Genomic DNA, 21,469 nt, shown 5'->3' on the forward strand with positions numbered 1-21,469 from the left:
CACCGAGCCGGGGCCGAAGAGCCCCGGGTCACCACGCGTGCCCCTGTCGTCCACACCGGCAGTGTGGGCGGCCTCCCCGCCCACGGGCAAGGCCCGGGCCGCGCCGGCCGGTCAGCGGCGTGCCCGTGGCATGCCCGGGCCGAGCAGACCCCCACGAGTACGTCCGCACCCTCGGCACGGCACCCTCACCGCGCGGGCCTCATTCGAGCACCTCCAGGAAGAGCGCGCAGGCGCCGGCGCAGTCCCGGCAGGTGGCCGCGGCGGACTCCGCGCCCGGGTGCCCGTCGAAGGCGCGGGCGCACTCCAGGCAGACCGAGCGGCACCATTCCACCCGGACCCGCATCTGCTCCTCGTCCTGCCGGCTCTCCTCGCACAGCGACCGGCAGGTGGCGTCGCACACCTCGGCGCACATGATGCCGAGCCGGCGCACGCGCTCCTGGTGCTCGGTGCCGTCCGGGTCGACGAGGCTCGCCCGCACGGCGCAGGTCCGGGCGCACTCCGTGCACGCCTGGGCGCAGGCGAAGCGGTCTTCCAGGAACCGGTACAGCTCCTGCTGCGATGTCGGCGGTGTCACACCGTGCGGGTAGCCGGGGCGGGCGGGCACAAACCCGTCACCGTACCGCACATCCGACGAATCGTAATGTCCGGATTGGTACGATTTTAGAAGGGTATATCTGTTCTATGGACACCGCATCGATGCAGCTGGCCGCGGCGAGCGGCCTGATGAGCCTCGTTCTGTTCATCGTGGCCGTCGGCCTCCTCGCGCTGCTCGCCGGCGGCTTCTGGATGAACTCCCGCGTCAAGTACCGCGAGTCCCCCCGGCCCAAGCCCGAGGAGCAGACCAAGATGCCGCCGGGCGGCCCGGTCCGCGAGGTCCGGGAGAACAGGGAGTCCGCGGACGTACCGCAGGTGGAGAAGGGCGAACGCCCCCTGACCCCCTACGACCTGTCCAACATGGACTCCAGGCCGAGCGAGTCGACCGAGCGCCCGCGCTGGAGCAAGGGCTCCAGCGGCTCGTTCGGCGGCGGCGGACTCGGCGCCCACTGATCCCTCCCCGACCCCATCCGGCACCCCGGCCCGCGCCGGACCGCCGCACGCCCCTAGGAGATCTTCCGGGCGGCGTCCAGGCGGCCGACGCGGGCCACGTTCTGCCGGTCCTCGGGGTCCTGGCTGGGCCCGGCCGCGAACCATGCGTCGAGGATCTCCCGCAGCACCGGCTCGGAGGTCAGCCGCAGGCCCAGCGCGAGGACGTTGGCGTCGTTCCAGCGGCGCGCGCCGTCGGCCGTGACGGCGTCCGTGCACAGGGCCGCCCGCACGCCCGGCACCTTGTTGGCGGCGATGGACGCGCCGGTGCCGGTCCAGCAGCAGACCACCGCCTGGTCGGCCGCGCCCTCGGCCACCTCGCGGGCGGCGGCCTCGGAGCACACCGCCCACCGGGCGTCGGCCCCGGGGCACAGCGCGCCGTGCTCGCGGACCTCGTGGCCGAGGCGCCGCAGTTCCGCCACCAGCAGGCGGGCGACGGGTTCGTCCATGTCGGAGGAGACGGAGATCCGCATGCCCGGAGCGTAACCCCTGGCCGCCGGCGCGGGCAGACCACCCGGGCTTGCCGGACGGCCCCCGCGGGGACCGTCCGGCAGCGGCGATCACGACGGGACGGGGTCAGGGGTGGTCGGGCTGCTGTGCCGGAGGCACCCCGCCGCCCTCTCCCCCGCCCTTGGCGCCCTTGTCCGAGCCGTGCGGACGGGCACCGGCGCCCCGGCCGGGCGACTGGCGGGCCTTCAGCTCGCCGCTGTCCTGCGGGGTGGCGCCTCCCTTGTCACTGCGCCGCTGTTCGGGCTGCTGCGGATTGGACATGCGCCGGACTCCCTCCGGGTGGTGCGTGTTCCGTGCGGGGTCCGGGTTCCCAGGGCGGCGCGGGTGACGCACGCCGCGGCCGGTGCCCGCCCGCGGCACGGCCCGGCGGCCGGGTCAGCGCTCGCCGCGGGTCAGCGCCCGGTGCAGGTGCTCCAGGGCGTCCAGCAGCACCGAGCGGTGGTACCAGCTCAGCCAGGCCGCCGTGTCCGACGCCAGCCGGGCGAACGCCTCCGTCTGCGCCGCGCCCGGCCGGCGGCCCGCGTCGGGCCAGTGCAGGCTGATCACCCCGGTGCAGGAGCCGGCCGAGGAGACCACCGGGACGCTGTGCACGGCCCGGGCGCCGACGGTCAGCAGGGCCCGGCGGCACTCGTCGGAGAGCAGCGGGTCCGTGGCCACGTCGGCGACGCTCACCTGACGGCCCCGGGTGCGGGCCGCCGCGTCGGCGGTGCCCTCGCCCCGGCCGCGCACGAGGTGGTCGAGGAAGGTGTCGTCGCAGCCGTGGTGGGTCTCCAGCGTCAGCACGTTCACGGCCGGGTCCACGAACTGCGCGTACCCGGCGGGCGCCCGGCCGACGGCCAGCGCCTCGTACAGGACGGCGTCGAGCATCTGCCGCCGGCAGCGCGGGTCGCGGCCGGCACGGGCCAGGATCCCGAGCTGCGGCACGGGCAGGGTCCGGCGGCCCGGGAACCACACCTCGCCGCTCGGGGGCCGGGCCACCACCACGGCCGAGACCAGGACCCGCAGCGGCACGTTGAACCGCTGCGACGCCTCGCGCAGCACCCGGAACGCGCTGCCGGGGTCCGCCAGGCCGTAGCGGACCATGAGCGCGCCCTGCGCCATGCCGATCACCGGCGCGGTGCGCACCCGGGCCCGCAGGGCGAGGACCTCCTTGTGCAGGTCCTCGTACGTGGGGCGCAGCGGGTCCGCCATCTGCGAGCGCCAGGCGGGCAGTTCCTCGGCCCGGGAGGCGGCGCGGGCCAGCTCGCGCAGCGCCTCGTCCAGGGTGGCGTACAGGCGGACGCCGGACAGGCGGGCCAGGTGTACCGCCTCGCGGACCCCGGGCCGGGCGCGGACGATGATCAGGTCGGGGCGTCCGGTGCGGGCCCGGGTCGTCTCGCTGAGGGTGCGGAGCACGGCGGCGCCGCCGAGCTGCACGTGGGCCATGTCCAGCACGGGGTGCAGTCCGGCGCTGTCGGCCCGGGCCAGGTGGCCGCGGAGCTCCTCCGACCAGGCCTCGGCACCGTGCGCGTCGAGGCTGCCGGACATGCGCAGCAGCAGCGCGCCTTCGGCGGGCAGCCCCTCGACGACGGAGGACTCGATGAGGAGGGGAGCCGGTGCGGCCGGCCGGCCAGAGGAAGGTTTCATCGCATCACCAGACAGGACGTCCCGAAGAAGCGGCTCGGCCTCTTGCTGGCCTGTGCACCACCTTGCACGGTAGGCGCCCCGCCCTCAACCGCACCGTCCGCCGCGCGGGGTCGGACCGCCGGGATCCGCGGGCGCCGGTCCGGAGGCCGGCGCGGCGCGCAGGGCGGCCGCCAGGGAGGGGTGGACCTCGATGCCCGGCAGCGCGGCCGCGGCCAGGGCCTCCCGCACGTGCGGCCGGGGCTGTACGACGGCCAGTGCGCGGCCGCAGCCGGCGAGGCCGCCGGCGACCCGGCCGAGGAGGTCGGCGGCGGGGCAGGCGAGGTAGACCTCGGTGAGATCCAGCAGGGGGTGGGCGCCGGCTTCGGCGGCGTCCGCGAGGTGTGCGGCGAGGGCCTCGGTGAACCGCCCGGCGTTGGAGGCGTCGACGGTGCCGCGGGCCGTCAGGACGCTGGCGGCGCCGGACCCGGTGCGGTCCTCGCGCCGGGTCCGCAGGAGCAGGGGCGGCGGGCCGCCGGGGTGGTCGCGGGCAGGGGACGGCTGACCGGTTTCCATGGCGGAACGGCTTCCTGGGCGGTGGCGGGGGGATCGGCCGGCCGCTGCTCGACCGGGATGTCACTGTGCCTCCGGACGGTTGCCGGACGCAACGACGTGCCCGGGGCGTGTCGTACCGCCCGGTGGTCAGCCGACGTACCGCCGGGCGGGTGAGTCACGGCGGGCCCGTTCCAGCGCGGCGAGCCGGCGCTCCAGTTCGCGCGGGACCGGATCGCGCTGGCGCAGTACCCACGGGAGCCCGGCGGTGGCGTGCGCGAACGCGCGTGCCGAGGCGGCGTCCCGGGGCACGGTGCGGATGAGGTGCCCGGTGCGGCGCAGCGCCGGCAGCAGCGGGCGGCGCAGCCAGGTGAACCACAGCGTGTTGCGCAGGCCGAGGACGCGGCGGGCGGTGCTGTCGCGCAGCCGGGAGGCGTGGTGGTGGACGGTGAGGTCCTCCGCGTAGGCGAGCCACCAGCCCTGGCGCAGCAGGTCGCAGGCGAGCAGTTCCTCCTCGCCGCCGAGCCACAGGCCGGCGTGGAAGCCGCCGCCGGCCCGGAACGCCTCGGTGCGCAGCACCGTGGCGGCGGCGAGGAAGGAGCCGAGGGCCGGTCCGGGCAGCCAGCCGGGGCGGGGCAGGGGGGACTCGCGCAGTTCGCGGACGACCGGGTCCTCGGTGCCGCCGGGTTCGACGAGGATCCGCGCGGTGACGCCCGCCAGCCGGGGCCGGGTGTCCAGCAGGTCGGCGGCCCGGCCGAGGCTCCCGGGCGCCCACCAGGTGTCGTCGTCGCAGAAGGCGACATAGGGCGTGCGGACCCGCCGGACGGCGAGGTTGCGGCCGACGGCGCCCAGGTTGCGGCCCGGGCGCAGCAGGGTCATCTCGGGGAAGTCCCGGGCGACCGCCTCGGCGGTGCCGTCGGTGGAGGCGTTGTCCGTGACGATCACCGCGGGGCGTTCGGGCAGCCGGTGCAGCAGGGCGAGGGTGCGCAGCAGTTCGGCGCGGCGGTTGTGGGTGATCAGGACGACGGTCGTGCGCTCGTCGGGGCCGGTGCGGGTCGTCGTACGGGTCATCGTGCGGTGCCTCCTGGCGGGGGTGCGGCCGTCTCCCGGTCGAGCAGCCGGGCGGCGTGTTCGACGCGCGGGGGCAGTGTCCGGCGGTGGGCCAGGGCGGCCGGGAACCGCGCGACGGTCTCCCTGAGGGCGCGGCGCGCGCCGGGGCGGCCGGCCGCGGCGGCCCGTACGAGGCCGGCGCTGGCGCGCAGGACGACCGGCCAGGGGCGGCGCAGGCAGACGGTGAGGACGTGGTTGCGCCGGACGAGGAAGGAGCGGCCGCCGCGGCCGCGGTCCTCGGGGTGGTGGCGGGCGCTGAGGGCGGGTTCGTAGGCGACGCCCCAGCCGGCGGCGGCCAGGTCGTAGGCGAGGAGGGTCTCCTCGCCGCCGAAGAAGAGCAGCGGGTGGTAGCCGCCGGCGTCGAGGAAGGCCTCGCGGCGGACCACGCAGGCGCAGCCGAGGAAGCCGAGCACCGGGCGCCCGGGCAGGTCCGGTTCGCGGGGCAGGGGCGAGGCGGCGAGCACCGCGTTGAGGGGGTCCTCGGCCGCGTCGTCGCCGACCAGGGTGCGGGCGGCGAGCAGCCCGAGCCGGGGGTGCCGGTCGAGGAGGTCGGCGGCGCGGGCGAGGCTGCCGGGGTCCCACCAGGAGTCGTCGTCGCTGAAGGCCACGTAGGGGGTGCGGGCGTGCCGCACGGCCAGGTTGCGGCCGAGGGCCCCGGTGTTGCCGGCGGGCCGCAGCAGGCAGGTGAGCGCGGGGTGGCCGGCCACGGCGCGGCGGGTGGTGTCGTGGCGGGAGTTGTCGACCACGACGACCGGGGGCCGTTCGGGCAGCGCGGCCAGCGCGTCGAGGGTACGCAGCAGGCTGGCGCTGCGGTCGCGGGTGATGACGGCGACGGTGACCCGGGGGTCGCCCGGGGCGGTGGGCCTGCGGGTGCGGCCGGGCGCCTGCTCAGTGGGCATGCGCCACCTCCGGTCCGGCCGGCCGGCGGTGGCCGCGGTGGGTGCGCAGGAGCATCAGGCAGGCGGCGGCGACCTCGCCGGTGCGCAGGCGCAGCAGACGGGCGTCGGGGGTGCGGCCGTGCGGGTCGCCGGGCGGGCCGGGCTTCCACAGGGCCAGGTGGTCCGGGCCCGGGGGCGGCCCCCACAGGCGCGGGGAGACGGGCCCGAACAGGGTGACGGAGGGGGCGCCGTGGGCCACGGCGAGGTGGGCGATGCCGGTGTCGCCGCTGAGCACCAGGGACGCGTCGGCGACCAGCGCGGACAGCCGGGCGAGCGGCAGACCGCCGGTGAGCACGTCGCGGCCGGGCTGGCCGCTGTGTTCGGCGACCGAGCGGACCAGGGCGTCCTCGCCGGGGCCGCCGGTGAGGACCACGTGGTGGCCGGCGGCGCGCAGGCAGCGGACGACGGCGGCGAACCGCCGGACCGGCCAGCGGCGGGCGCCCGAGGCCGCGCCGGGGTGCACCACGACCGCGCCCGGAGCCGGGGACGGCGTGGCGGGCCGGGGCAGCCGCAGGTCCCGGGGGTCGGCCGGGATGCCGTAGGCCGCCAGGAAGGCGCACCAGCGGTCGCGTTCGTTGGCGTGGGCGGGCCAGGGCGGGCCGTCCGGGCAGGCGTGGGCGAGGAGCCGGCGCGGCCCCAGGACGGCCAGCGCGTCGCGGCTCTCGGGGCCGTTGCCGTGCAGGTCGACGGCGACGTCGGGCGGCGGCCCGGTCCAGTGGCCGAGGTCCGGCACCGCGCGGCCCGGCGCCTCGGCCGCGAGGACCGCGTCGACGGCGCCGGTGGCCAGGGCGGGTTCGGTGAGGCCGGGCGGCTGGGCGAGGACGATCCGGTGACCGGGGAACGCCCGGCGGATACCGCGCAGCGCGGGCACCCCGGCCAGCAGGTCGCCCAGCCCCAGGGCGCGCAGGACCAGGACGCACGGGGGGTCCGCGGACCGCCCCTCGGTCGCCGCGGGGGTCCCGCGGTGGGCCGGACGCGTGCGGGTCGGCGGCGAGCGGTGAGCACCGGCCGGACCGGAGGCGGCCCCGAGAGGCCGGGGGCGGGGCGTGCCGGGTGCCTTGTGCGGGGGGTCGGGGGTGCCGGTTGCGTGCGGGGCGAGTGGGGCGGGTGGGGTCGGTGGGGGCGTTGCGTGGGGGGCGGGTGGGGGCGCGAGCGGGACGGCCGGCACACACGAAGCGTGTGCGGGCGTAGGGCACGGGGCGAGTGCGGGCGTCGGGCCCGGGGCGAGTGCGGCTGCCGCATACCGGACAGGGACGGCCGTCGCATGCGGGACGGGTACGGCCGTCGCACACGAAGCCGGCGCGGGCGTCACGCACGCCACCGGTACGGCCGTCACGCACATAGCGGGCGCGGCCATCGGGTGCGAGGCGGATGTGGTCGTCGCACACATGGCAGGCGCGGGCGTCGTGCACCAAGCGGGCGCGGGCGTCACGCACGAAGCATGTGCGGGTGTCGAGCGCGAGGCGGGTGCAGCCACCGGGCGCGGGACGGGTGCGGCCGTCACGCACGCCACCGGTACGGCCGTCACGCACATAGCGGGTGCGGCCATCGGGCGCGAGGCGGATGTGGTCGTCGCACACATGACAGGCGCGGCCGTCGTGCACGTGCACGAAGCGGGTGCCGGCGTCGGGCGCGGGACGGGCGCTGGGGTGGTCTTCATTTCCGGCGTCCCGTGGCGGGGGCCGATGCCGCGCGCCGGGCGAGGTTGGTGGTGGAGCGGCCGTCGAGGTAGGGCAGCAGCAGGACCTGTCCGCCCCAGCTCTCCACCAGGGACTGTTCGGGCAGCCGGGTGCGGGCGTAGTCGCCGCCCTTGGCCCAGATGTGCGGCCGGAGTTCGCCGAGGATGCGTTCGGGGGTGTCCTCGGCGAAGACGGCGACCGCGTCGACGCATTCCAGGGCGCGCAGCACCCGCACCCGGTCGGCGGCCGGGACCAGGGGCCGTCCGCCGCCCTTGCGGCGGCGCACGGAGTCGTCGGAGTTGACGCAGACGACGAGGCAGTCGCCGGCCCGGCGGGCGGCCTGGAGCAGGGCGACGTGCCCGGCGTGCAGCAGGTCGAAGCAGCCGCCGGCCGCGACGACGGTGCCGCCGGCGGCCCGGACCCGGGCGGCGGTGCGCACGGCGTCGCCTGTGGTGTCGCCGCCATGAGCCGGCTCGGCGGCGGTCTCCGGCCGCTCGGCGACGGCGACGGCGCGGGCGCCGCCCTCGGCGACGTACCGGGTGGCGGCGTGCACGGCGGCCTGGACGGCGGCCTCGGTGAGGCCGCCGTCGGCGAGCAGACCGGCGGCTGCCGCGGCGAACCGGTCGCCGGCGCCGCAGGGGTCGCCCGTGGCGGCGGCCGGGGTCGGCACGAGCAGCGGTGTCTCGCCGTGCGAGAGCAGCGCGCCGCGGGCGCCGAGGGTGACCGCGACGGCCTGGGCCCGCCAGGCGCCGACGAGGGCGCGCGCGTCGCGGGCGGCGGTCCGCAGCCCGGCCGGGTCGCGCGTCTCGCCGCCGTCCTCCAGATAGCGGGCGAAGGCGCGGGCCTCCTGGGCCGAGGGGGTGGCCAGGCGGACGCCGGGGACCGGTGGCAGGCCGCGGACGTGGGGGTCCCAGACGACGGGGGCCGCGGTGTGGGCGAGCGCGTCGCGCAGGACGTCGGCGGTGCCCCGGCCGTAGTCGGCGACGAGCACGCCCGCCGCCGCCGCGACGGCGGCCACGGCCCGCGCGGTGGCCTCGCGGGCGCGGCCCTCGCCGTCGTCCAGGCGCAGCAGCGGGCGGTCCCCGGCCATGACCCGGGTCTTGCTGCTCAGGGTGCCCTCCAGCGGCACCTCGACCAGGCCGACCCGGCCGTCCAGCAGTTCCCTGAGGGTGTCGCTGGCGGCGTCGGCGCCGAGCGCGGTGACCAGGGTGACGGGACGTCCGTCGGCGGCCGCCAGGCAGGCGGTGAGTGCCGCGCCGCCGGGGCGGGAGCTGCGCCGGGTGCCGTGGACGACGGGGACCGGGGCGTCGGGGGCCAGTCGTTCGGCCCGGCCGCACAGGTCGTGGTCGAGCAGGGCGTCGCCCACCACGACCAGGGGTGTACGGGAGGCGGTCATGCGTGTCCCTTCCTCGGGGCGGTGGGCGTGCCGGGTGCGGCCCGGCCGACGGTGCGGGCACGGCCGACGAGCCGGCCGACGACACCGGGCCCGCCGTCGGCGGCCGGTCCACCACCGGCCGGTCCGCCGTCCGCTCGTCCACCGTCGGCCGATCCAGCGTCGGCCGGTCCGCCGTCGCCGGCCGGCGTGCCGTCGGCCCGGTGGCCGGCCGCACCGCGCGCCACGGCCCGGTCGAAGGCCTCGCACAGCATGTGCACGGCGACCAGGTGCAGTTCCTGGACGGTGGCGGCGACCGGGGCGTCCGCGCACAGCGCCTCGTCGGCGCCGAGCTGGAGCGGGTTGGGGGACCGTCCGGTCAGCGCCCAGACCGTCATACCGAGCCGGTGCGCACGGTCGGCGGCGGCCAGCAGGTTGGCGCTGGCGCCGCTCGTGGACAGCAGCAGGAGCACGTCCCCGGCGCGGCCGTGGGCGGCGGTCTGGCGTGCGAACACCTCCTGCACGCCGTAGTCGTTGGCGATCGCGGTGGTGGAGGAGGTGTCGGCGTGCAGGGCGACCGCGGAGAACGGCGGCCGGTCGTCGCGGTAGCGGCCGACGAGTTCGGCGGTGAGGTGCTGGGCCTGGGCGGCGCTGCCGCCGTTGCCCGCGACGAGCAGCCGGGCGCCCGAGCCGAGCCGCCGGGCGAGTTCGGCGCCCCAGCGCTCGACGAGCGGTCCGCTGTCCCGGAAGGTCTCCAGGGCCCGCACCAGGTCGTCGCAGTGGGTGGTGCCGGTGCCGGTGGTCGTGCGGCCGGTGCCGGTGACGGTCTTCATCGGACGACTCCCGAGAGCGAGCGGATCGAGGACACGCCGCCGTACACCCCGGCCACGCCGTCGGCCACCCGGTCCCAGGTGTAGTGGGTGAGGACCCGGGCGCGCCCGGCGGCTCCGTACCGGGCCAGCCGGCCGGGGTCGGCGAGCAGGGCCCGGACGGCCGCGCCGAGGTCGTAATCGTCGTCGTCGGCCGGGACCAGCAGGCCCGTGCTGCCGTCCACGACGGTGTCGAGCTGGCCGCCGACCGCGGTGGCGACGACCGGGGTGGCGCAGGCCATGGCCTCCAGCGGGACGATGCCGAAGGGCTCGTACCGGGGCAGCGACAGCACCAGGTCGGCGCTGGACATCAGCCGGGGCATGCGGGCCCGGCCGACCCCGCCGAGCAGGGTGACGCGGTCGCAGACGCCGTACTCGGCGGCGACGGCGTACAGGCGGGCCGCCTCGGGTTCGGCGCCGAGCAGGTCGGCCTCGGGGCCGCCGGCGATGAGGAGTTCGGCGTCGGGGACACCGGCCAGGGCCCGGATGGCGCGGTCGAAGCCCTTGCGCGGCACGAGCCGGCCGACGGCCAGCAGCCGTCTGCGGGCGCCGGGCGGGCGGACCGGGGCGACCGGCGCGAACTGGTCGGGGTCGACACCGCAGGGCACGACGCCGATCCGGTCCTCCGGCAGCCCCATCGCCTTCAGCTCGGCCACCTCGTCGCGGCAGGTGGCGATGATCCGGGCGCACTCGTGCCCGATGGCCTCCTCGACGGCGAGGCGCTGCGGCGGACTGGTGTCGGCGCCGCCCTGGTAGCGCCGCTTCACCGTGCCGAGGGCGTGGTAGGTCTGCACGACGGGGATGCCGAGGTCGCGGGCGCCGGACAGGGCGGCCAGTCCCGACATCCAGAAGTGGGCGTGCACCACGTCGGGCGGGACCGCCGCCCACTGCCGGGCCAGGAACTCGCCGAACTCCACCATGTGCGGCAGGAGTTCGTCCTTGGGGACGGGTTCGGGCGGGCCGGCGGGCACGTGCACCACCTGCACGCCGTCGATGAGGGTCACCCGGTCCGGCAGCCCCGCCGAGTCCCGCCGGGTGTACACCGTGACCCGGTACCCCGTTCTGGCGAGCTGCCGGGCGACCTGCGCCACGTACACGTTCTGGCCGCCCGCGTCCGGGCCGCCGAGCGCGGCCAGCGGGCTGGCGTGCTCGGAGACCATGGCGACGCGGCCGGCCGTGTGCGGAATGCGGCTCATCGGGTGACCTCCTTGATCAGGCGCTCCCAGTCGTCGAGGAAGCGCCGCTCTCCGTAGCGCGCCCGGGCGGCGGCCCGGGCCGCCGCGCCGGTGCGGCGAGCGAGCTCCGGCTCGGCGAGGAAGGCCCGTACGGCGTCCTCCAGCGCGTCGAGCCGGTTGGTGACCACGCCCGCGCCGTCGGGTACCGCCTCCCGGACCTCCGTGGTGTCCAGGGCGACCACGGGCATCCCGAGGAACATGGCCTCCAGCAGGGACAGGCCGAGCGAGGTCCAGCGCACGGGGTGCAGGTAGAGGCGGCAGCGGGCCATCTCGCGGTGCAGCTCGTGCTGCGGCAGGTCCCGGGAGCGGCAGCGTCCGGGCGGCAGGCCGAGGTGCTCGGCGAGGCCCTCGGTGCGCATCCCGAAGACGTCCAGGGGCGCGCACCGGGCGAATCGGGGCAGCAGGTCGGTGCCGGTGGTACGGCCCCTGCGCACGGGCTCGTTGACCACGACGGCCGCGCGCCGTTCGGTGCCGGTCCACAGCGGGCCGGGGTCGACGATGCCGTGCTCGACGACCTCGGCCGGGGCCCGGCCGGTGTCCCACATCAGCCGGTTGAAGTGGGTGACGTGCACGACCGGGATCGCCGACTGGTCCGCCAGCGGGTGCGGCTGGCGTTCGGGCGACCGGTCGGGGCTGTTGTGCTCGACGTACACGGCGGGCACGTCCACGCCGGGCCGGCGGCCGGTCCAGCGCAGGGCGAGACCGGGTTCGTGGGGACGCTGGAGGACCATGAGGTCGATGTCGGCGTGGCGCAGTTCCGCGGGCGTCAGTTCCCGGACGGACCGCGGCCAGTCCCAGGTCACCGCGCGGCCGAGGCCGTCGGGGCCGCGGTCGGCGGTGACCGGGACGAGGTAGGTGTGCGAGCCCCGCACGAAGGCGGTGAGCCAGGATCCGTGCACGTGCCAGACGAGGATGTTCATGACTGCCGCTCCCGGATGAGCTTGTGCACCGCGCGCACCACGTCCTGTCCGGTGACCTCGTCCAGGCAGGGGTGGCCGGGCACCGGACAGGTACGGGCCCGGGTGTCCGCGCACGGCGCCGACTGGTCGCCGAGCAGGATGACGGGGACGCCGTAGGGAGCCCAGCGGCCGGCCGGGACCACGGGCGCGAACAGCGACACGACCGGGGTGCCGACGGCGGCGGCGAGGTGGGCGGGGCCGGTGTTGGCGCTGATCACCACGTCGGCCATGCGCAGCACCCCGGCGAGGACGCGGGGGCTGGTCCGGCCGCCGAGGTCCACGGCCGTGTCCCCGCTGACCTGCCGGGTCAGCGCCGTCTCGCCGGGGCCGCCGGTGACGACCACGCGGTGCCCGGCGTCGGCGAGCAGGGTGACGGCCTCGGCGCAGCGGTGCGGGCTCCAGGCGCGGGCCGGGGCGCTGGCCCCCGGGTGCAGGACCACGTAGGGGCCGTTGCCGGTCAGGCCGCCGGTGTCGGGGGGCGGCAGGACGCGCAGGCGTCCGTCGTCGCCCGGGGGCGGCGGGAAGCCCAGGGCCGCGGCCGTGTCGAGGGCGGCCCGTGCCTCGTGCCGGCCGGCCGCGCGCCGGTGGCGCACGTCGAGGAGCCGGCCGGGGTGGTCGGCGCTGTCGGCGCCGATCCGGCCGATGCCGGCGAGCCGCAGCAGCAGGGCGGTGGGCAGCGGGCTCTGGTGGAAGGAGGTGAGCACGAGGGCGGTGTCGTAGGCCCCGGCGCGCAGCCGTCCGAGCAGGGCGCCGATGTCCGCCTCGGTGACGGGGGGCGGATCGAAGCCCTCCCAGGGCGCCTCCCACACCAGCACCTCGTCGACGCCGGGCAGCAGCCGGGCGGCGTCCGCGCCGCGGGGGCCGCAGAGCAGGGCGACGTGCGCGCTGCGGGCGGCGACGGCGCGTACGGCGGGGCCGGCGAGCAGCACGTCACCGAAGCTGTCGAGCCGGACGACGAGGCTCCTCACGGCGCCGCCCTCCCCGTCGCCCCGCCATCCGCGGGACCGCCTCCCTTGGGGTCACCGGGCGCGGGGCCACCGTTCGGGGGGACACCGGGCCCGGGGCCGCCGGCCGGGAGGCCGCCGGCCGGCGGGCCTTCGGGCGCGGGCAGGTTTCGCGCGGAGAGGTCTCGCGCGGAGAGGTTTCGCGCGGGCGGGCCGAGAGCGGTCCGTACGGCGGTGAGCACATCGGGGGCGCTCACACTGGAGAAACGTTCCGCCTCCACCGGCGCCGTGGCCGCGTTCGGCACGAGGACGCCCCGGGCGCCCGCGGCGCGGGCGGCCAGCACGTCGGCGGCGATGTCCCCGATCACCAGGCAGGCGGCGGCCGGCACGCCCAGCCGGGCGGCGGCGGCGCGGACCAGCCCGGGCCGGGGCTTGCGGCAGGGGCACCCGGCGTCCGGGGCGTGCGGGCAGAACACCCAGGTGTCCAGGCCGCCCAGCAGCGCGTCGGCGCGCGCGTCGACGGCGAGCACCTGCTCGACGGTGAGCAGTCCGCGCCCGATGCCGGACTGGTTGCTGACCACCCCGGTGGCCAGGCCGTGCGAGCGGGCCAGCGCGACCGCCTCCGCCGCGCCCGGCAGCAGCCGGACCCGGCCGGGATCGCCGTTGTACGGCACGTCCGCCACGAGGGTGCCGTCGCGGTCGAAGAGGACCGCCGCCACGCCGGTCATCCGGCACCTCCCAGCGGCCGGGCGTCGCGGTGGCGGACGACTCCGCGCACCCAGTGGCGCACCGCGAGCGGCGGGATGAGCACGCTGGTGCCGAGCATCCCGGCGATCTCCCGGCCGGTGCGCGGGCCGGGCAGGATGCGGGCGAGGGCGAACTCGGCGGTGCCGAGCGTCCACAGGGCCGCGCAGGCGGTCGCGGCCCGGCGCCGTCCGGCCAGGGCGCACAAGGCGGCGGCGAGGGCCGCGCCGGTGACCGCCAGGTGGCGGGGCAGCCGGCCGCGGGGCGCCTGCGCGCGGTCCCACCAGCCGCGGCCGTGCAGCCGGTTCATCAGGGCGTCGTCGGCGTTGCCGCGCTGCGCGGGCAGCGAGGCCCACCAGTGGGCCGGGCGGACCGGGTGCCGGGTGACCCGCGCGCCCCGGACCAGGGACCAGCCGGCCCGCCGCACGCGCAGGGCGAGGTCGGCGTCCTCGCGGAAGGCGCGGGGGAAGCGTTCGTCGAAGCCGCCGGTCCGCCGGAGCGCCTCGGTGCGGTAGGCCATGTCGGCGGTGGCCCAGGCCGCGTTCTCCAGGCCCTTGGTGGCACGTTCCCAGTCGGTGGGGCGGCGGTCCGGGGGCAGGGGGACGCGCAGCCGCCCCTGGACGCCGCCGACGCCGGGGCCGGCCCCGGCGAGGTCCTCGGCGAGCCGCCGGGACCAGTCCGGCAGCACCTGGACGTCGTCGTCCAGGAAGACCGTCCAGGGGGTGCGGACGGTCCGCCAGCCCGCGTTCCGGGCGGCGGCCGGTCCCCTGCCGCCGGTGCCCAGGGTGCGCACCCGGTCGAGCAGGTGCCCGGCCGCCCCCAGCGGCAGGCGGCCCTCGGGCGCGGGACGGTCGTCCACCACGATCACCTCGTGCGGCGGATGGCCGTCGGCCGCGGCCAGCGCGCGCAGGCACGCGGCGAGGCAGGGGCGGCCGATCGTCGGGACGACGACGGTGTAGCCGGGCGCGGCGCTCATGCGAACGCCTTCCCGCGGCGGACCGCGAACGGGCCCAGCACCAGCAGGTCCACGGGGGCCGAGCCGAAGCACTCCAGGGCGTCCCGGGGGTCGTCGACCATGGGCCGGCCGGCCGTGTTCAGGCTGGTGTTGACCACCACGGGCAGCCCGGTGCGCCGCTCGAAGCCTTCGATCAGCCGCGCCACCAGGGGCTCCTCGGCCCGGTCCACGGTCTGGACGCGGGCGGTGCCGTCGACGTGGACCACGGCCGGGATGCGCGCCCTCCATTCGGCGGCCACGTCGTGCACGAACAGCATGTGCGGGCTGGGCAGCGGGCCGTCGAAGATCTCGGCCGCGCGCTCGGCGAGCACCATCGGCGCCACCGGCCGGAACTCCTCGCGTCCCTTGACCGCGTTGAGCCGCTCCAGGTTGCCGGCGCGCCCGGGGTGGGCGAGCAGCGAGCGGTGGCCGAGGGCGCGCGGCCCGTACTCGCTGCGCCCCTGGAACCAGGCCACGATCCCGTCGGCGGCCAGCGCCTCGGCGGCCGTCTCGGCGATGTCGGCGGGCTCCTCGTACGGTACGGCGGCCCGGTCCAGCCAGGCGCGCAGTTCCTCGTCGCGCCAGCCGCGGCCGAGCGCGGCCGTGGGCATCGGCTCCAGGGCGTCCTTCTGGCCTGCCACGTGCGCCGCCGCGCCGAGGGCGGTGCCGGCGTCCCCGGCGGCGGGCTGCACCCAGATGTGCCGGAACCCGCTCTCCCGCCACAGCCTGGTGTTCGCGACGCAGTTGAGGGCGACGCCGCCGGCCAGGGTGAGCGCGTCCTCGCCGGTGCGTGCGCGCAGCCACCGCGCGAGGGCCAGCAGCGCCTCCTCCAGGCAGAGTTGGGCGCTGGCGGCGAGGTCGGCGTGGTCCTGGTTCCAGGCGCCGCCCGGCGGGCGCGGCGGGACGAGGTCGGCCCAGGGCACGGGCCGGGCCCGGAAGGAGCCCGCCTCGTCGGCGCGGACGTACGCGCGCAGCCGTTCGGCGAAGCGCGGGGTGCCGTAGGAGGCGAGCGCCATGACCTTGAACTCGTCGCTGCTGCGCAGGAAGCCGAGGTGCTGGGTGAGGTCCTCGTAGAACAGGCCGAGGGAGTCGGGCAGTTCCTGGGTGCCGAGGACGGTCAGCTCCCGGTCGGTGTACCGGCCGGCCAGGTGGGAGCCGCACTCGCCGCGGCCGTCCAGGACGAGGACGGCGCAGTCGGGGTACGGCGAGACGGGCCCGGCGGAGGCGGCGTGCGCGACGTGGTGCGGGACGAACCGCACCTTGGCGGGGTCGAGTCCGGGCAGCGCCTCGGCGAGGAACTCCGGGGCCCGGCGGGCGTACTCCTGGCGCAGGTGGTCCCAGGGGTCGTGCAGGCCCATCCGGTCCGCGGGGCGGGCCAGCGCGGGGTCGTAGGAGTAGGCGACGGCGTCCAGGCCGGACGGGGTGAGGCCCGCCTGTTCCAGGCACCAGCGGGCCGCCTGCTCGGGCAGTTCCCAGGCGGAGAAGGGCAGGGGCCGCTTGCCGTGCTTGCGGCGCGAGAACCGCTCCTCCTCCGCCGCCGCCACGGTCCGGCCATCGGTGATCAGGGCGGCCGCGGGGTCGTGGAAGAGTGCGTTGATACCGAGGACGTGCATGCGCTGTCTCCAGGGCCGGGGACGGGCGGGCGGACGGAAGGTCAGGGGCGCGGGGCCGGATCCGGCGGGTCCGGGGGCAGGGCCGAGAAGTGGGCGATGGTCTGCTTCAGGCCCTCCTCCCACGGGATCTGCGGGGTCCAGCCGAGCAGTTCGCGGGCGAGGGTGGTGTCGGGGCGGCGCCGCCCGGGGTCGTCGACGGGCCGGTCGACGAACGCGATCGGGGAGCGCGAGCCGGTGAGGGCGACCACCCGGCGGGCCAGGTCGGCGACCGTGATCTCGTCGCTGCCGCCGATGTTCACCGGCCGTACGGATCTGCTCGCGGCCACCCGCAGGATGCCGTCGACCGTGTCGTCCACGTAGCACAGCGAGCGGGTCTGACTGCCGTCACCGGCCACCGTGAGCGGCTCGCCGGCCAGGGCCTGGCAGATGAAGGTGGGCACGGCGCGGCCGTCGTGGGCCCGCATCCGCGGACCGTAGGTGTTGAACAGCCGCACGATCCCCGCGTCCGTCCCCCGGGTGCCGGCGTGCGCGGTGGTCAGGGCCTCCGCGAACCGCTTGGACTCGTCGTACACGCTGCGCGGTCCGACCGGGTTGACGTTGCCCCAGTAGCCCTCGTGCTGCGGGTGCACCTGCGGGTCGCCGTACACCTCGGAGGTGGAGGCGAGCAGGAAGCGGGCGCCGTCGCGGGCGGCGACCGAGAGGGCGTTGCGGGTGCCGAGGCTGCCCGCGTCCAGGGTCTCCAGCGGCATGCGGAGGTAGTCGGCGGGCGAGGCCGGGCAGGCGAAGTGCAGGACCAGGTCGTACGGGCCCGGCAGCCGGCCGGGGCAGTCGGGGGCGCAGACGTCGCAGCGCACGTACCGGAAGCCGGGCCGGTCCTCCAGGTGCGCGACGTTCTCGCGCCGCCCGCAGGCCAGGTTGTCGGCGCAGTCGACTTCGACGTCCGAATCCAGCAGCCGTTCGCACAGGTGGGAGCCGAGGAAGCCGGCACCGCCCGTCACGAGGGCGCGCCGCCAGGGAAACGGTGTGTCACCAGTCATGGGGGGCTCATCCCTTCGTCGTCCCTCGTCCACGCCGCCCGCGTCCGGGAAGGGGCCGCCCCCGTGCGCGGCAGGGCCGTGCGGTGGGCGTTCGACGCGTGGCGCGCCCGCGGTGCCGAGGGTGTCGGACCGCAGGGGGAGGAAGAGGACAGGGTTCGGGGTCCCGCTCGTCCGGAGGACCACCCGGTTGGGCCGCCACTGGCTGGACGGCACTGGCTGGCAGGGTTCCCGTGCCAGTTGGTTTCACACGTTGCATGCTTATTGTCCGGAATGCCGGGTGCTCGCGCGACCCGGCGGCTCTCTTACCACGGCGGGGGCATCCATGCACGACGACGTCTCGGCGGCCGTGCTGCACGAGCTGGCGGCGCCCGGCGGGCCCCCCGGCCGGTTGCTGCTGACCGGCTGGTTCAGCTTCCTGCACGGCGAGGCGACGGCCGGGGACGTGCTCGCCCAGCAGCGGATGTCCGCCGTGCTGACCGGGGCGGGCATCCCGCACGACACCGCGTGGAGCCCTGGGTTCCGGCCCGGGGCGCTGTCCCTGGAGACGGCCGACCCGGCGGGGTACGGGACGCTGCTCTTCGTGTGCGGACCGGTGCACGGGCCCCAAGTCGCCGCGCTGCATGAACGGTTCAGGTCCTGCAGACGACTGGCGGCCGGGGTCTCGGTGGTCGACCCGGCGGATCCGGCGGTCACCGGCTTCCACGCGGTCGTCGCCCGCGACGGCACCGCCGCCCCGGCCCGGCACGATCTTTCCGCGTCCGCACCGGTGGGTCCGCTGCCGCCGGTGGCCGGGGTGGCGCTCTCCCACGGGCAGGGGGAGTACGGGACGCGCCGGCGGCACGCGGAGGTGAACGAGCGGATCACCGGCTGGCTGGCCGGGAAGGACTGCGCGCGCGTACCGGTCGAGACCCGGCTGGCCACCGGCGACTGGCGGCTTTGCGCCACCGCCGAGCAGTTCCTGGCGCTCGTCGCCCGCCTCGACGTGGTCGTCACCACCCGGCTGCACGGCCTGGTGCTCGCGCTGCGCAGCGGCGTCCCGGTGATCGCCGTCGACCCGGTCGCGGGCGGCGCCAAGGTGAGCGCCCAGGCGCGTGCCGTGGGCTGGCCGGCCCTGGTGGCGGCGGACGCCGCGGCCCCGGAGCTGCTGGACCGCTGGTGGGAGTGGGCGCTGTCCGGGCGGGGCCGAACGGCCGCGGCCCGTCACTCGTTCCGCTGAACCGGGTGCGGCGGGCCGTGTGGCGCGCGGTGCCGGGGGCACTCGGCGGCGCGACGGCCGGCCGTGCACGGCTGCTGCCGCGTTCCACGCAGGAGGTAACACGATGGGTCATGGCGGAAACGTCGTCCAGGAGCTGACCACGGACCACCGCGAGGTCGAGGAGATCTTCGGCCGCATCGAGGCGCTGCCGCCCGGCTCCAGGGAACGCAAGGACCTCTGCGACCAGGCCACGATCGAGCTGGTCCGGCACTCGGTCGCCGAGGAGCAGTACCTCTACCCCGCGGTCCGCGAGCACGTCGCCGGCGGGGACGCCCTCGCCGACAAGGAGATCGAGGACCACTCCAAGGCCGAGCAGATCATGAAGGACCTGGAGGGCTGCCAGGCGGACGACCCGCGGTTCGACATCCTCATGACGCAGTTGATGAGCGAGATCCGGTCCCACGTGGCCGACGAGGAGCAGAACCTCTTCCCGCGGCTGGAGTCGGCCTGTTCCGCCGACGCCCTGATGGAGCTGGGTGACAAGGTCCGCAAGGCGAAGAAGACGGCGCCGACCCGTCCGCACCCGTCGGCTCCGGACACTCCCCCGGCCAACAAGATCATGGACATGGGGGCCGGACTCGTCGACCGGATGCGCGACGCGCTGACGGGGCGGGGCAAGGAGGGCTGACCTACAAGTAGGGCTGTCAGGAGATTCGCGAGGAGATCCGCGAGGAGTGTTCACCGACACGGCGGACGCCGCCCGGCTGTGCGGAGCGGGCGGCGTCCGCCGTGTCCGCCGTGTCTGCGTCCGAGCCGACGTGTCGGCCGGGCCCTGTGTGGCCGAACGCCGTGTGACCGGACCCTGTGTGGCCGGACCCTGGGTAGCCAGATGCTATGTGGCCGGACCCTGTATGGCCGAACGCCGTGTGGCCGGACCCTGTGTGGACGGACGCTGTGTCGGCGGGGCGCCGGGCGGAGGCCGGGGGCGCGGACGGGGTCGCGGGGCGCAGGTGGAGGGGCGGGGGTGCCGGACAGGCGGCGCGGGGCGTGGTCACACTTCGCCGCGCGCCGCCCGCGCCCGGTGCCGGTCGCCGGTCACAGCCAGGGGGCGACCTGGGCGCCGGGACGGGGCCGGGGGCGCGGCGCGCGGACCGCGCGGCACAGCAGCCGGAACGCCTGGAAGAGGGTGAGCGGCCACAGCGCCGCGAAGCACCAGAGCAGCGCCGGCTCCGAGGTACGGATGCCCATGACGGCGACGAACACCGACGCGACCGCCAGCAGCAGCACCGCCGCGGGCAGCCACACCCCGTGCCGTGAGTCGCCCATGTGGCGCGCGAACCGCCGGTCCTGGCGGAGGTTCGCCTCGATCTGCAGCAGCGCCAGCCGCTCCCGCGCCGACAGCCGTACCTCGTCGTGCATGTTCCACATCTCCCAGTCGTCCGCGACGGCGCCACCGCCACCGCCGGTACCCTCCCGGCTCCGGGCCACCGGGTTCCCCGGACGCCGCGGCCGATGCGACGCCGGACGCCGCGGAACGGCCGGTCCGGCCGAGGACGACGTACCGGGAAGTCCCCGCCCGCGGGCGGGCGAGGTGGGCGGGCCCGATGGCCGATGACCGATGGCCGATGACCGGGCAGCCGGTGGGCCGTGGGCCGGTGGGCGGGCAGCCGGTGACCCCGGACCGGTGGGCGGAGGGGCCCGGAGTCCGCCGGCGGCCCGGCCGGCAGGCGCGGGATCCGGCGGCGGTCCGTGGCGCCCGCGCCCTCTCCCCGGGGTGGCCGCGGTACGGATGACCTTCACTGCGGCAGGACTGATACTGAGGGGCAAGACTCCGTCCACGCGCCCCGCGGCGCGCCCAGGGGGAACCGATGACGCATCGGCCAAGTCGGCGTACGGTCGGCACCAGCACCGTCGCACCCCGTTGCGGGCCATCACGGACCGCTCCGGCGGACAACCGGCCGCCCATGGCCTGAACAGGAACGACACCGGTCAGGGACTCACCTGCTCATCCTGCTGGGAGATAGGCATGAAGATGCTGATCAACGTACCGGAGACGGTCGTGGCGGACGCGCTGCGCGGCATGGCGGCCGCGTATCCCGATCTGAACGTGGATGTGGAGAACCGGGTGATCGTCCGCCGGGACGCTCCCGTGGCCGGTCAGGTAGCGCTCGTGTCGGGCGGCGGCTCCGGGCACGAGCCGCTGCACGGCGGGTTCGTGGGGCCGGGCATGCTCGCCGCCGCCTGCCCCGGAGAGGTCTTCACCTCGCCGGTGCCGGACCAGATGGCGCGCGCCGCGGCGGCCGTGGACAGCGGCGCGGGCGTCCTGTTCGTCGTGAAGAACTACACCGGTGACGTGCTGAACTTCGACATGGCGGCCGAGCTGGCCGAGGACGAGGGCATCCAGGTCGCCAAGGTGCTCGTCGACGACGACGTGGCGGTCACCGACAGCCTCTACACGGCCGGCCGGCGGGGCACCGGCGCGACCCTCTTCGTGGAGAAGATCGCGGGCGCCGCCGCGGCCGAGGGGCGGCCCCTGGAGCAGGTGGAGGCGGTCGGCCGCCGGGTCAACGAGAACTCCCGCAGCTTCGGCGTGGCCCTCAGCCCCTGTACCACCCCGGCCAAGGGCAGCCCGACCTTCGACCTGCCCGAGGGAGAGCTGGAGTTGGGCGTCGGCATCCACGGCGAGCCGGGCCGCGAGCGGCGGCCGATGATGACCTCCGGGGAGATCGCGGACGTCGCGGTCGACGCCGTCCTGACGGACATGCCACCGCGCAGCCCCGTCCTGGTACTGGTCAACGGAATGGGCGCCACGCCGTTGCTGGAGTTGTTCGGGTTCAACGCGGAGGTGCAGCGAGTGCTGCGCGAACGCGGGGTCGCCGTGGCCCGCACGCTCGTCGGCAACTACGTCACCTCCCTGGACATGGCGGGCGCGTCCGTGACCCTGTGCCAGGCGGACGAGGAGCTGCTGCGGCTGTGGGACGCGCCGGTGAAGACCCCGGCCCTGCGCTGGGGCATGTGACCCCGGCCGGAGAC

At 76.9% G+C, this 21,469-nt stretch carries 22 protein-coding genes; 4 read left to right on the top strand and 18 right to left on the bottom strand.

The window, feature by feature from the left end:
- Positions 1–199: 199 nt before the first annotated feature.
- A complete protein-coding gene (locus ACZ4K2_RS26245; protein ID WP_467476396.1) occupies positions 200–574 on the bottom strand; it encodes a four-helix bundle copper-binding protein in 375 nt (124 codons plus the stop codon).
- A 107-nt stretch (positions 575–681) separates the two neighbouring features.
- On the opposite strand from ACZ4K2_RS26245, the gene ACZ4K2_RS26250 reads away from it, so the two are divergent.
- On the top strand, positions 682–1,047 hold the full coding sequence (locus ACZ4K2_RS26250; protein ID WP_467476394.1) for a DUF6479 family protein: 366 nt from the start codon (positions 682–684) through the stop codon (positions 1,045–1,047).
- Positions 1,048–1,100: 53 nt separating this feature from the next.
- On the opposite strand, the gene ACZ4K2_RS26255 is transcribed toward ACZ4K2_RS26250, so the two are convergent.
- From ACZ4K2_RS26255 to ACZ4K2_RS26330, 16 genes are all read right to left on the bottom strand, one after another.
- Positions 1,101–1,556, bottom strand: coding sequence for an RpiB/LacA/LacB family sugar-phosphate isomerase (locus tag ACZ4K2_RS26255; RefSeq protein ID WP_467476391.1), 456 nt, complete (start codon positions 1,554–1,556; stop codon positions 1,101–1,103).
- A 103-nt stretch (positions 1,557–1,659) separates the two neighbouring features.
- Positions 1,660–1,854 carry a hypothetical protein gene (locus tag ACZ4K2_RS26260; RefSeq protein WP_467476388.1) on the bottom strand — a complete coding sequence of 65 codons (195 nt, stop codon included), beginning with the start codon at positions 1,852–1,854 and terminating at the stop codon, positions 1,660–1,662.
- A gap of 114 nt (positions 1,855–1,968) precedes the next feature.
- Positions 1,969–3,219 (bottom strand): ANTAR domain-containing protein, encoded by a 1,251-nt coding sequence (locus ACZ4K2_RS26265; RefSeq protein ID WP_467476384.1) that lies wholly within the window; start codon positions 3,217–3,219, stop codon positions 1,969–1,971.
- A gap of 84 nt (positions 3,220–3,303) precedes the next feature.
- On the bottom strand, positions 3,304–3,771 hold the full coding sequence (locus ACZ4K2_RS26270) for an STAS domain-containing protein (RefSeq protein ID WP_467476381.1): 468 nt from the start codon (positions 3,769–3,771) through the stop codon (positions 3,304–3,306).
- A gap of 126 nt (positions 3,772–3,897) precedes the next feature.
- The gene (locus tag ACZ4K2_RS26275; RefSeq protein WP_467476379.1) at positions 3,898–4,818 is read right to left on the bottom strand and encodes a glycosyltransferase family 2 protein; all 921 of its coding nucleotides are present in this window, start codon (positions 4,816–4,818) and stop codon (positions 3,898–3,900) included.
- Positions 4,815–5,756, bottom strand: coding sequence for a glycosyltransferase family 2 protein (locus ACZ4K2_RS26280; RefSeq protein WP_467476377.1), 942 nt, complete (start codon positions 5,754–5,756; stop codon positions 4,815–4,817). The genes ACZ4K2_RS26275 and ACZ4K2_RS26280 overlap by 4 nt, the downstream gene beginning before the upstream one ends.
- Positions 5,746–6,666: a glycosyltransferase family 9 protein gene (locus tag ACZ4K2_RS26285; RefSeq protein ID WP_467476374.1), complete on the bottom strand. Its 921-nt coding sequence runs from the start codon at positions 6,664–6,666 to the stop codon at positions 5,746–5,748. The genes ACZ4K2_RS26280 and ACZ4K2_RS26285 overlap by 11 nt, the downstream gene beginning before the upstream one ends.
- Before the next feature lie 785 nt (positions 6,667–7,451).
- On the bottom strand, positions 7,452–8,870 hold the full coding sequence (locus ACZ4K2_RS26290; RefSeq protein WP_467476371.1) for a PfkB family carbohydrate kinase: 1,419 nt from the start codon (positions 8,868–8,870) through the stop codon (positions 7,452–7,454).
- On the bottom strand, positions 8,867–9,679 hold the full coding sequence (locus ACZ4K2_RS26295; protein WP_467476368.1) for a D-sedoheptulose-7-phosphate isomerase: 813 nt from the start codon (positions 9,677–9,679) through the stop codon (positions 8,867–8,869). Before ACZ4K2_RS26295 ends, ACZ4K2_RS26290 begins: the two co-directional genes overlap by 4 nt.
- Positions 9,676–10,911 carry a glycosyltransferase gene (locus tag ACZ4K2_RS26300; protein WP_467476366.1) on the bottom strand — a complete coding sequence of 412 codons (1,236 nt, stop codon included), beginning with the start codon at positions 10,909–10,911 and terminating at the stop codon, positions 9,676–9,678. Before ACZ4K2_RS26300 ends, ACZ4K2_RS26295 begins: the two co-directional genes overlap by 4 nt.
- Complete coding sequence (locus ACZ4K2_RS26305; protein WP_467476364.1) at positions 10,908–11,870, bottom strand: glycosyltransferase; 963 nt, start codon at positions 11,868–11,870, stop codon at positions 10,908–10,910. Before ACZ4K2_RS26305 ends, ACZ4K2_RS26300 begins: the two co-directional genes overlap by 4 nt.
- On the bottom strand, positions 11,867–12,877 hold the full coding sequence (locus ACZ4K2_RS26310) for a glycosyltransferase family 9 protein (protein ID WP_467476362.1): 1,011 nt from the start codon (positions 12,875–12,877) through the stop codon (positions 11,867–11,869). Before ACZ4K2_RS26310 ends, ACZ4K2_RS26305 begins: the two co-directional genes overlap by 4 nt.
- Positions 12,874–13,581: a D-glycero-alpha-D-manno-heptose-1,7-bisphosphate 7-phosphatase gene (locus tag ACZ4K2_RS26315; RefSeq protein ID WP_467476360.1), complete on the bottom strand. Its 708-nt coding sequence runs from the start codon at positions 13,579–13,581 to the stop codon at positions 12,874–12,876. Before ACZ4K2_RS26315 ends, ACZ4K2_RS26310 begins: the two co-directional genes overlap by 4 nt.
- Positions 13,578–14,573, bottom strand: coding sequence for a glycosyltransferase family 2 protein (locus tag ACZ4K2_RS26320; protein ID WP_467476359.1), 996 nt, complete (start codon positions 14,571–14,573; stop codon positions 13,578–13,580). Before ACZ4K2_RS26320 ends, ACZ4K2_RS26315 begins: the two co-directional genes overlap by 4 nt.
- Positions 14,570–16,204, bottom strand: a complete 1,635-nt coding sequence (locus tag ACZ4K2_RS26325) for a carbamoyltransferase family protein (protein ID WP_467476357.1) — start codon at positions 16,202–16,204, stop codon at positions 14,570–14,572. Before ACZ4K2_RS26325 ends, ACZ4K2_RS26320 begins: the two co-directional genes overlap by 4 nt.
- Before the next feature lie 41 nt (positions 16,205–16,245).
- Positions 16,246–17,241, bottom strand: a complete 996-nt coding sequence (locus ACZ4K2_RS26330) for an NAD-dependent epimerase/dehydratase family protein (RefSeq protein ID WP_467476355.1) — start codon at positions 17,239–17,241, stop codon at positions 16,246–16,248.
- 322 nt (positions 17,242–17,563) lie between these two features.
- Between ACZ4K2_RS26330 and ACZ4K2_RS26335 the strand changes: the two genes are divergently transcribed.
- Both ACZ4K2_RS26335 and ACZ4K2_RS26340 read left to right on the top strand, forming a co-directional pair.
- The gene (locus tag ACZ4K2_RS26335; protein WP_467476353.1) at positions 17,564–18,457 is read left to right on the top strand and encodes a polysaccharide pyruvyl transferase family protein; all 894 of its coding nucleotides are present in this window, start codon (positions 17,564–17,566) and stop codon (positions 18,455–18,457) included.
- A gap of 103 nt (positions 18,458–18,560) precedes the next feature.
- A complete protein-coding gene (locus ACZ4K2_RS26340; protein WP_467476351.1) occupies positions 18,561–19,124 on the top strand; it encodes a hemerythrin domain-containing protein in 564 nt (187 codons plus the stop codon).
- 407 nt (positions 19,125–19,531) lie between these two features.
- Here the strand turns inward: ACZ4K2_RS26340 and ACZ4K2_RS26345 are convergent, their stop codons facing one another.
- The gene (locus tag ACZ4K2_RS26345) at positions 19,532–19,924 is read right to left on the bottom strand and encodes a DUF3040 domain-containing protein (protein ID WP_467476349.1); all 393 of its coding nucleotides are present in this window, start codon (positions 19,922–19,924) and stop codon (positions 19,532–19,534) included.
- Between the two features lie 538 nt (positions 19,925–20,462).
- On the opposite strand from ACZ4K2_RS26345, the gene dhaK reads away from it, so the two are divergent.
- Positions 20,463–21,455: a dihydroxyacetone kinase subunit DhaK gene (gene dhaK, locus ACZ4K2_RS26350; protein ID WP_467476347.1), complete on the top strand. Its 993-nt coding sequence runs from the start codon at positions 20,463–20,465 to the stop codon at positions 21,453–21,455.
- Positions 21,456–21,469 lie beyond the last annotated feature (14 nt).

It is taken from the genome of Streptomyces sp. NPDC025833, from assembly GCF_055558055.1.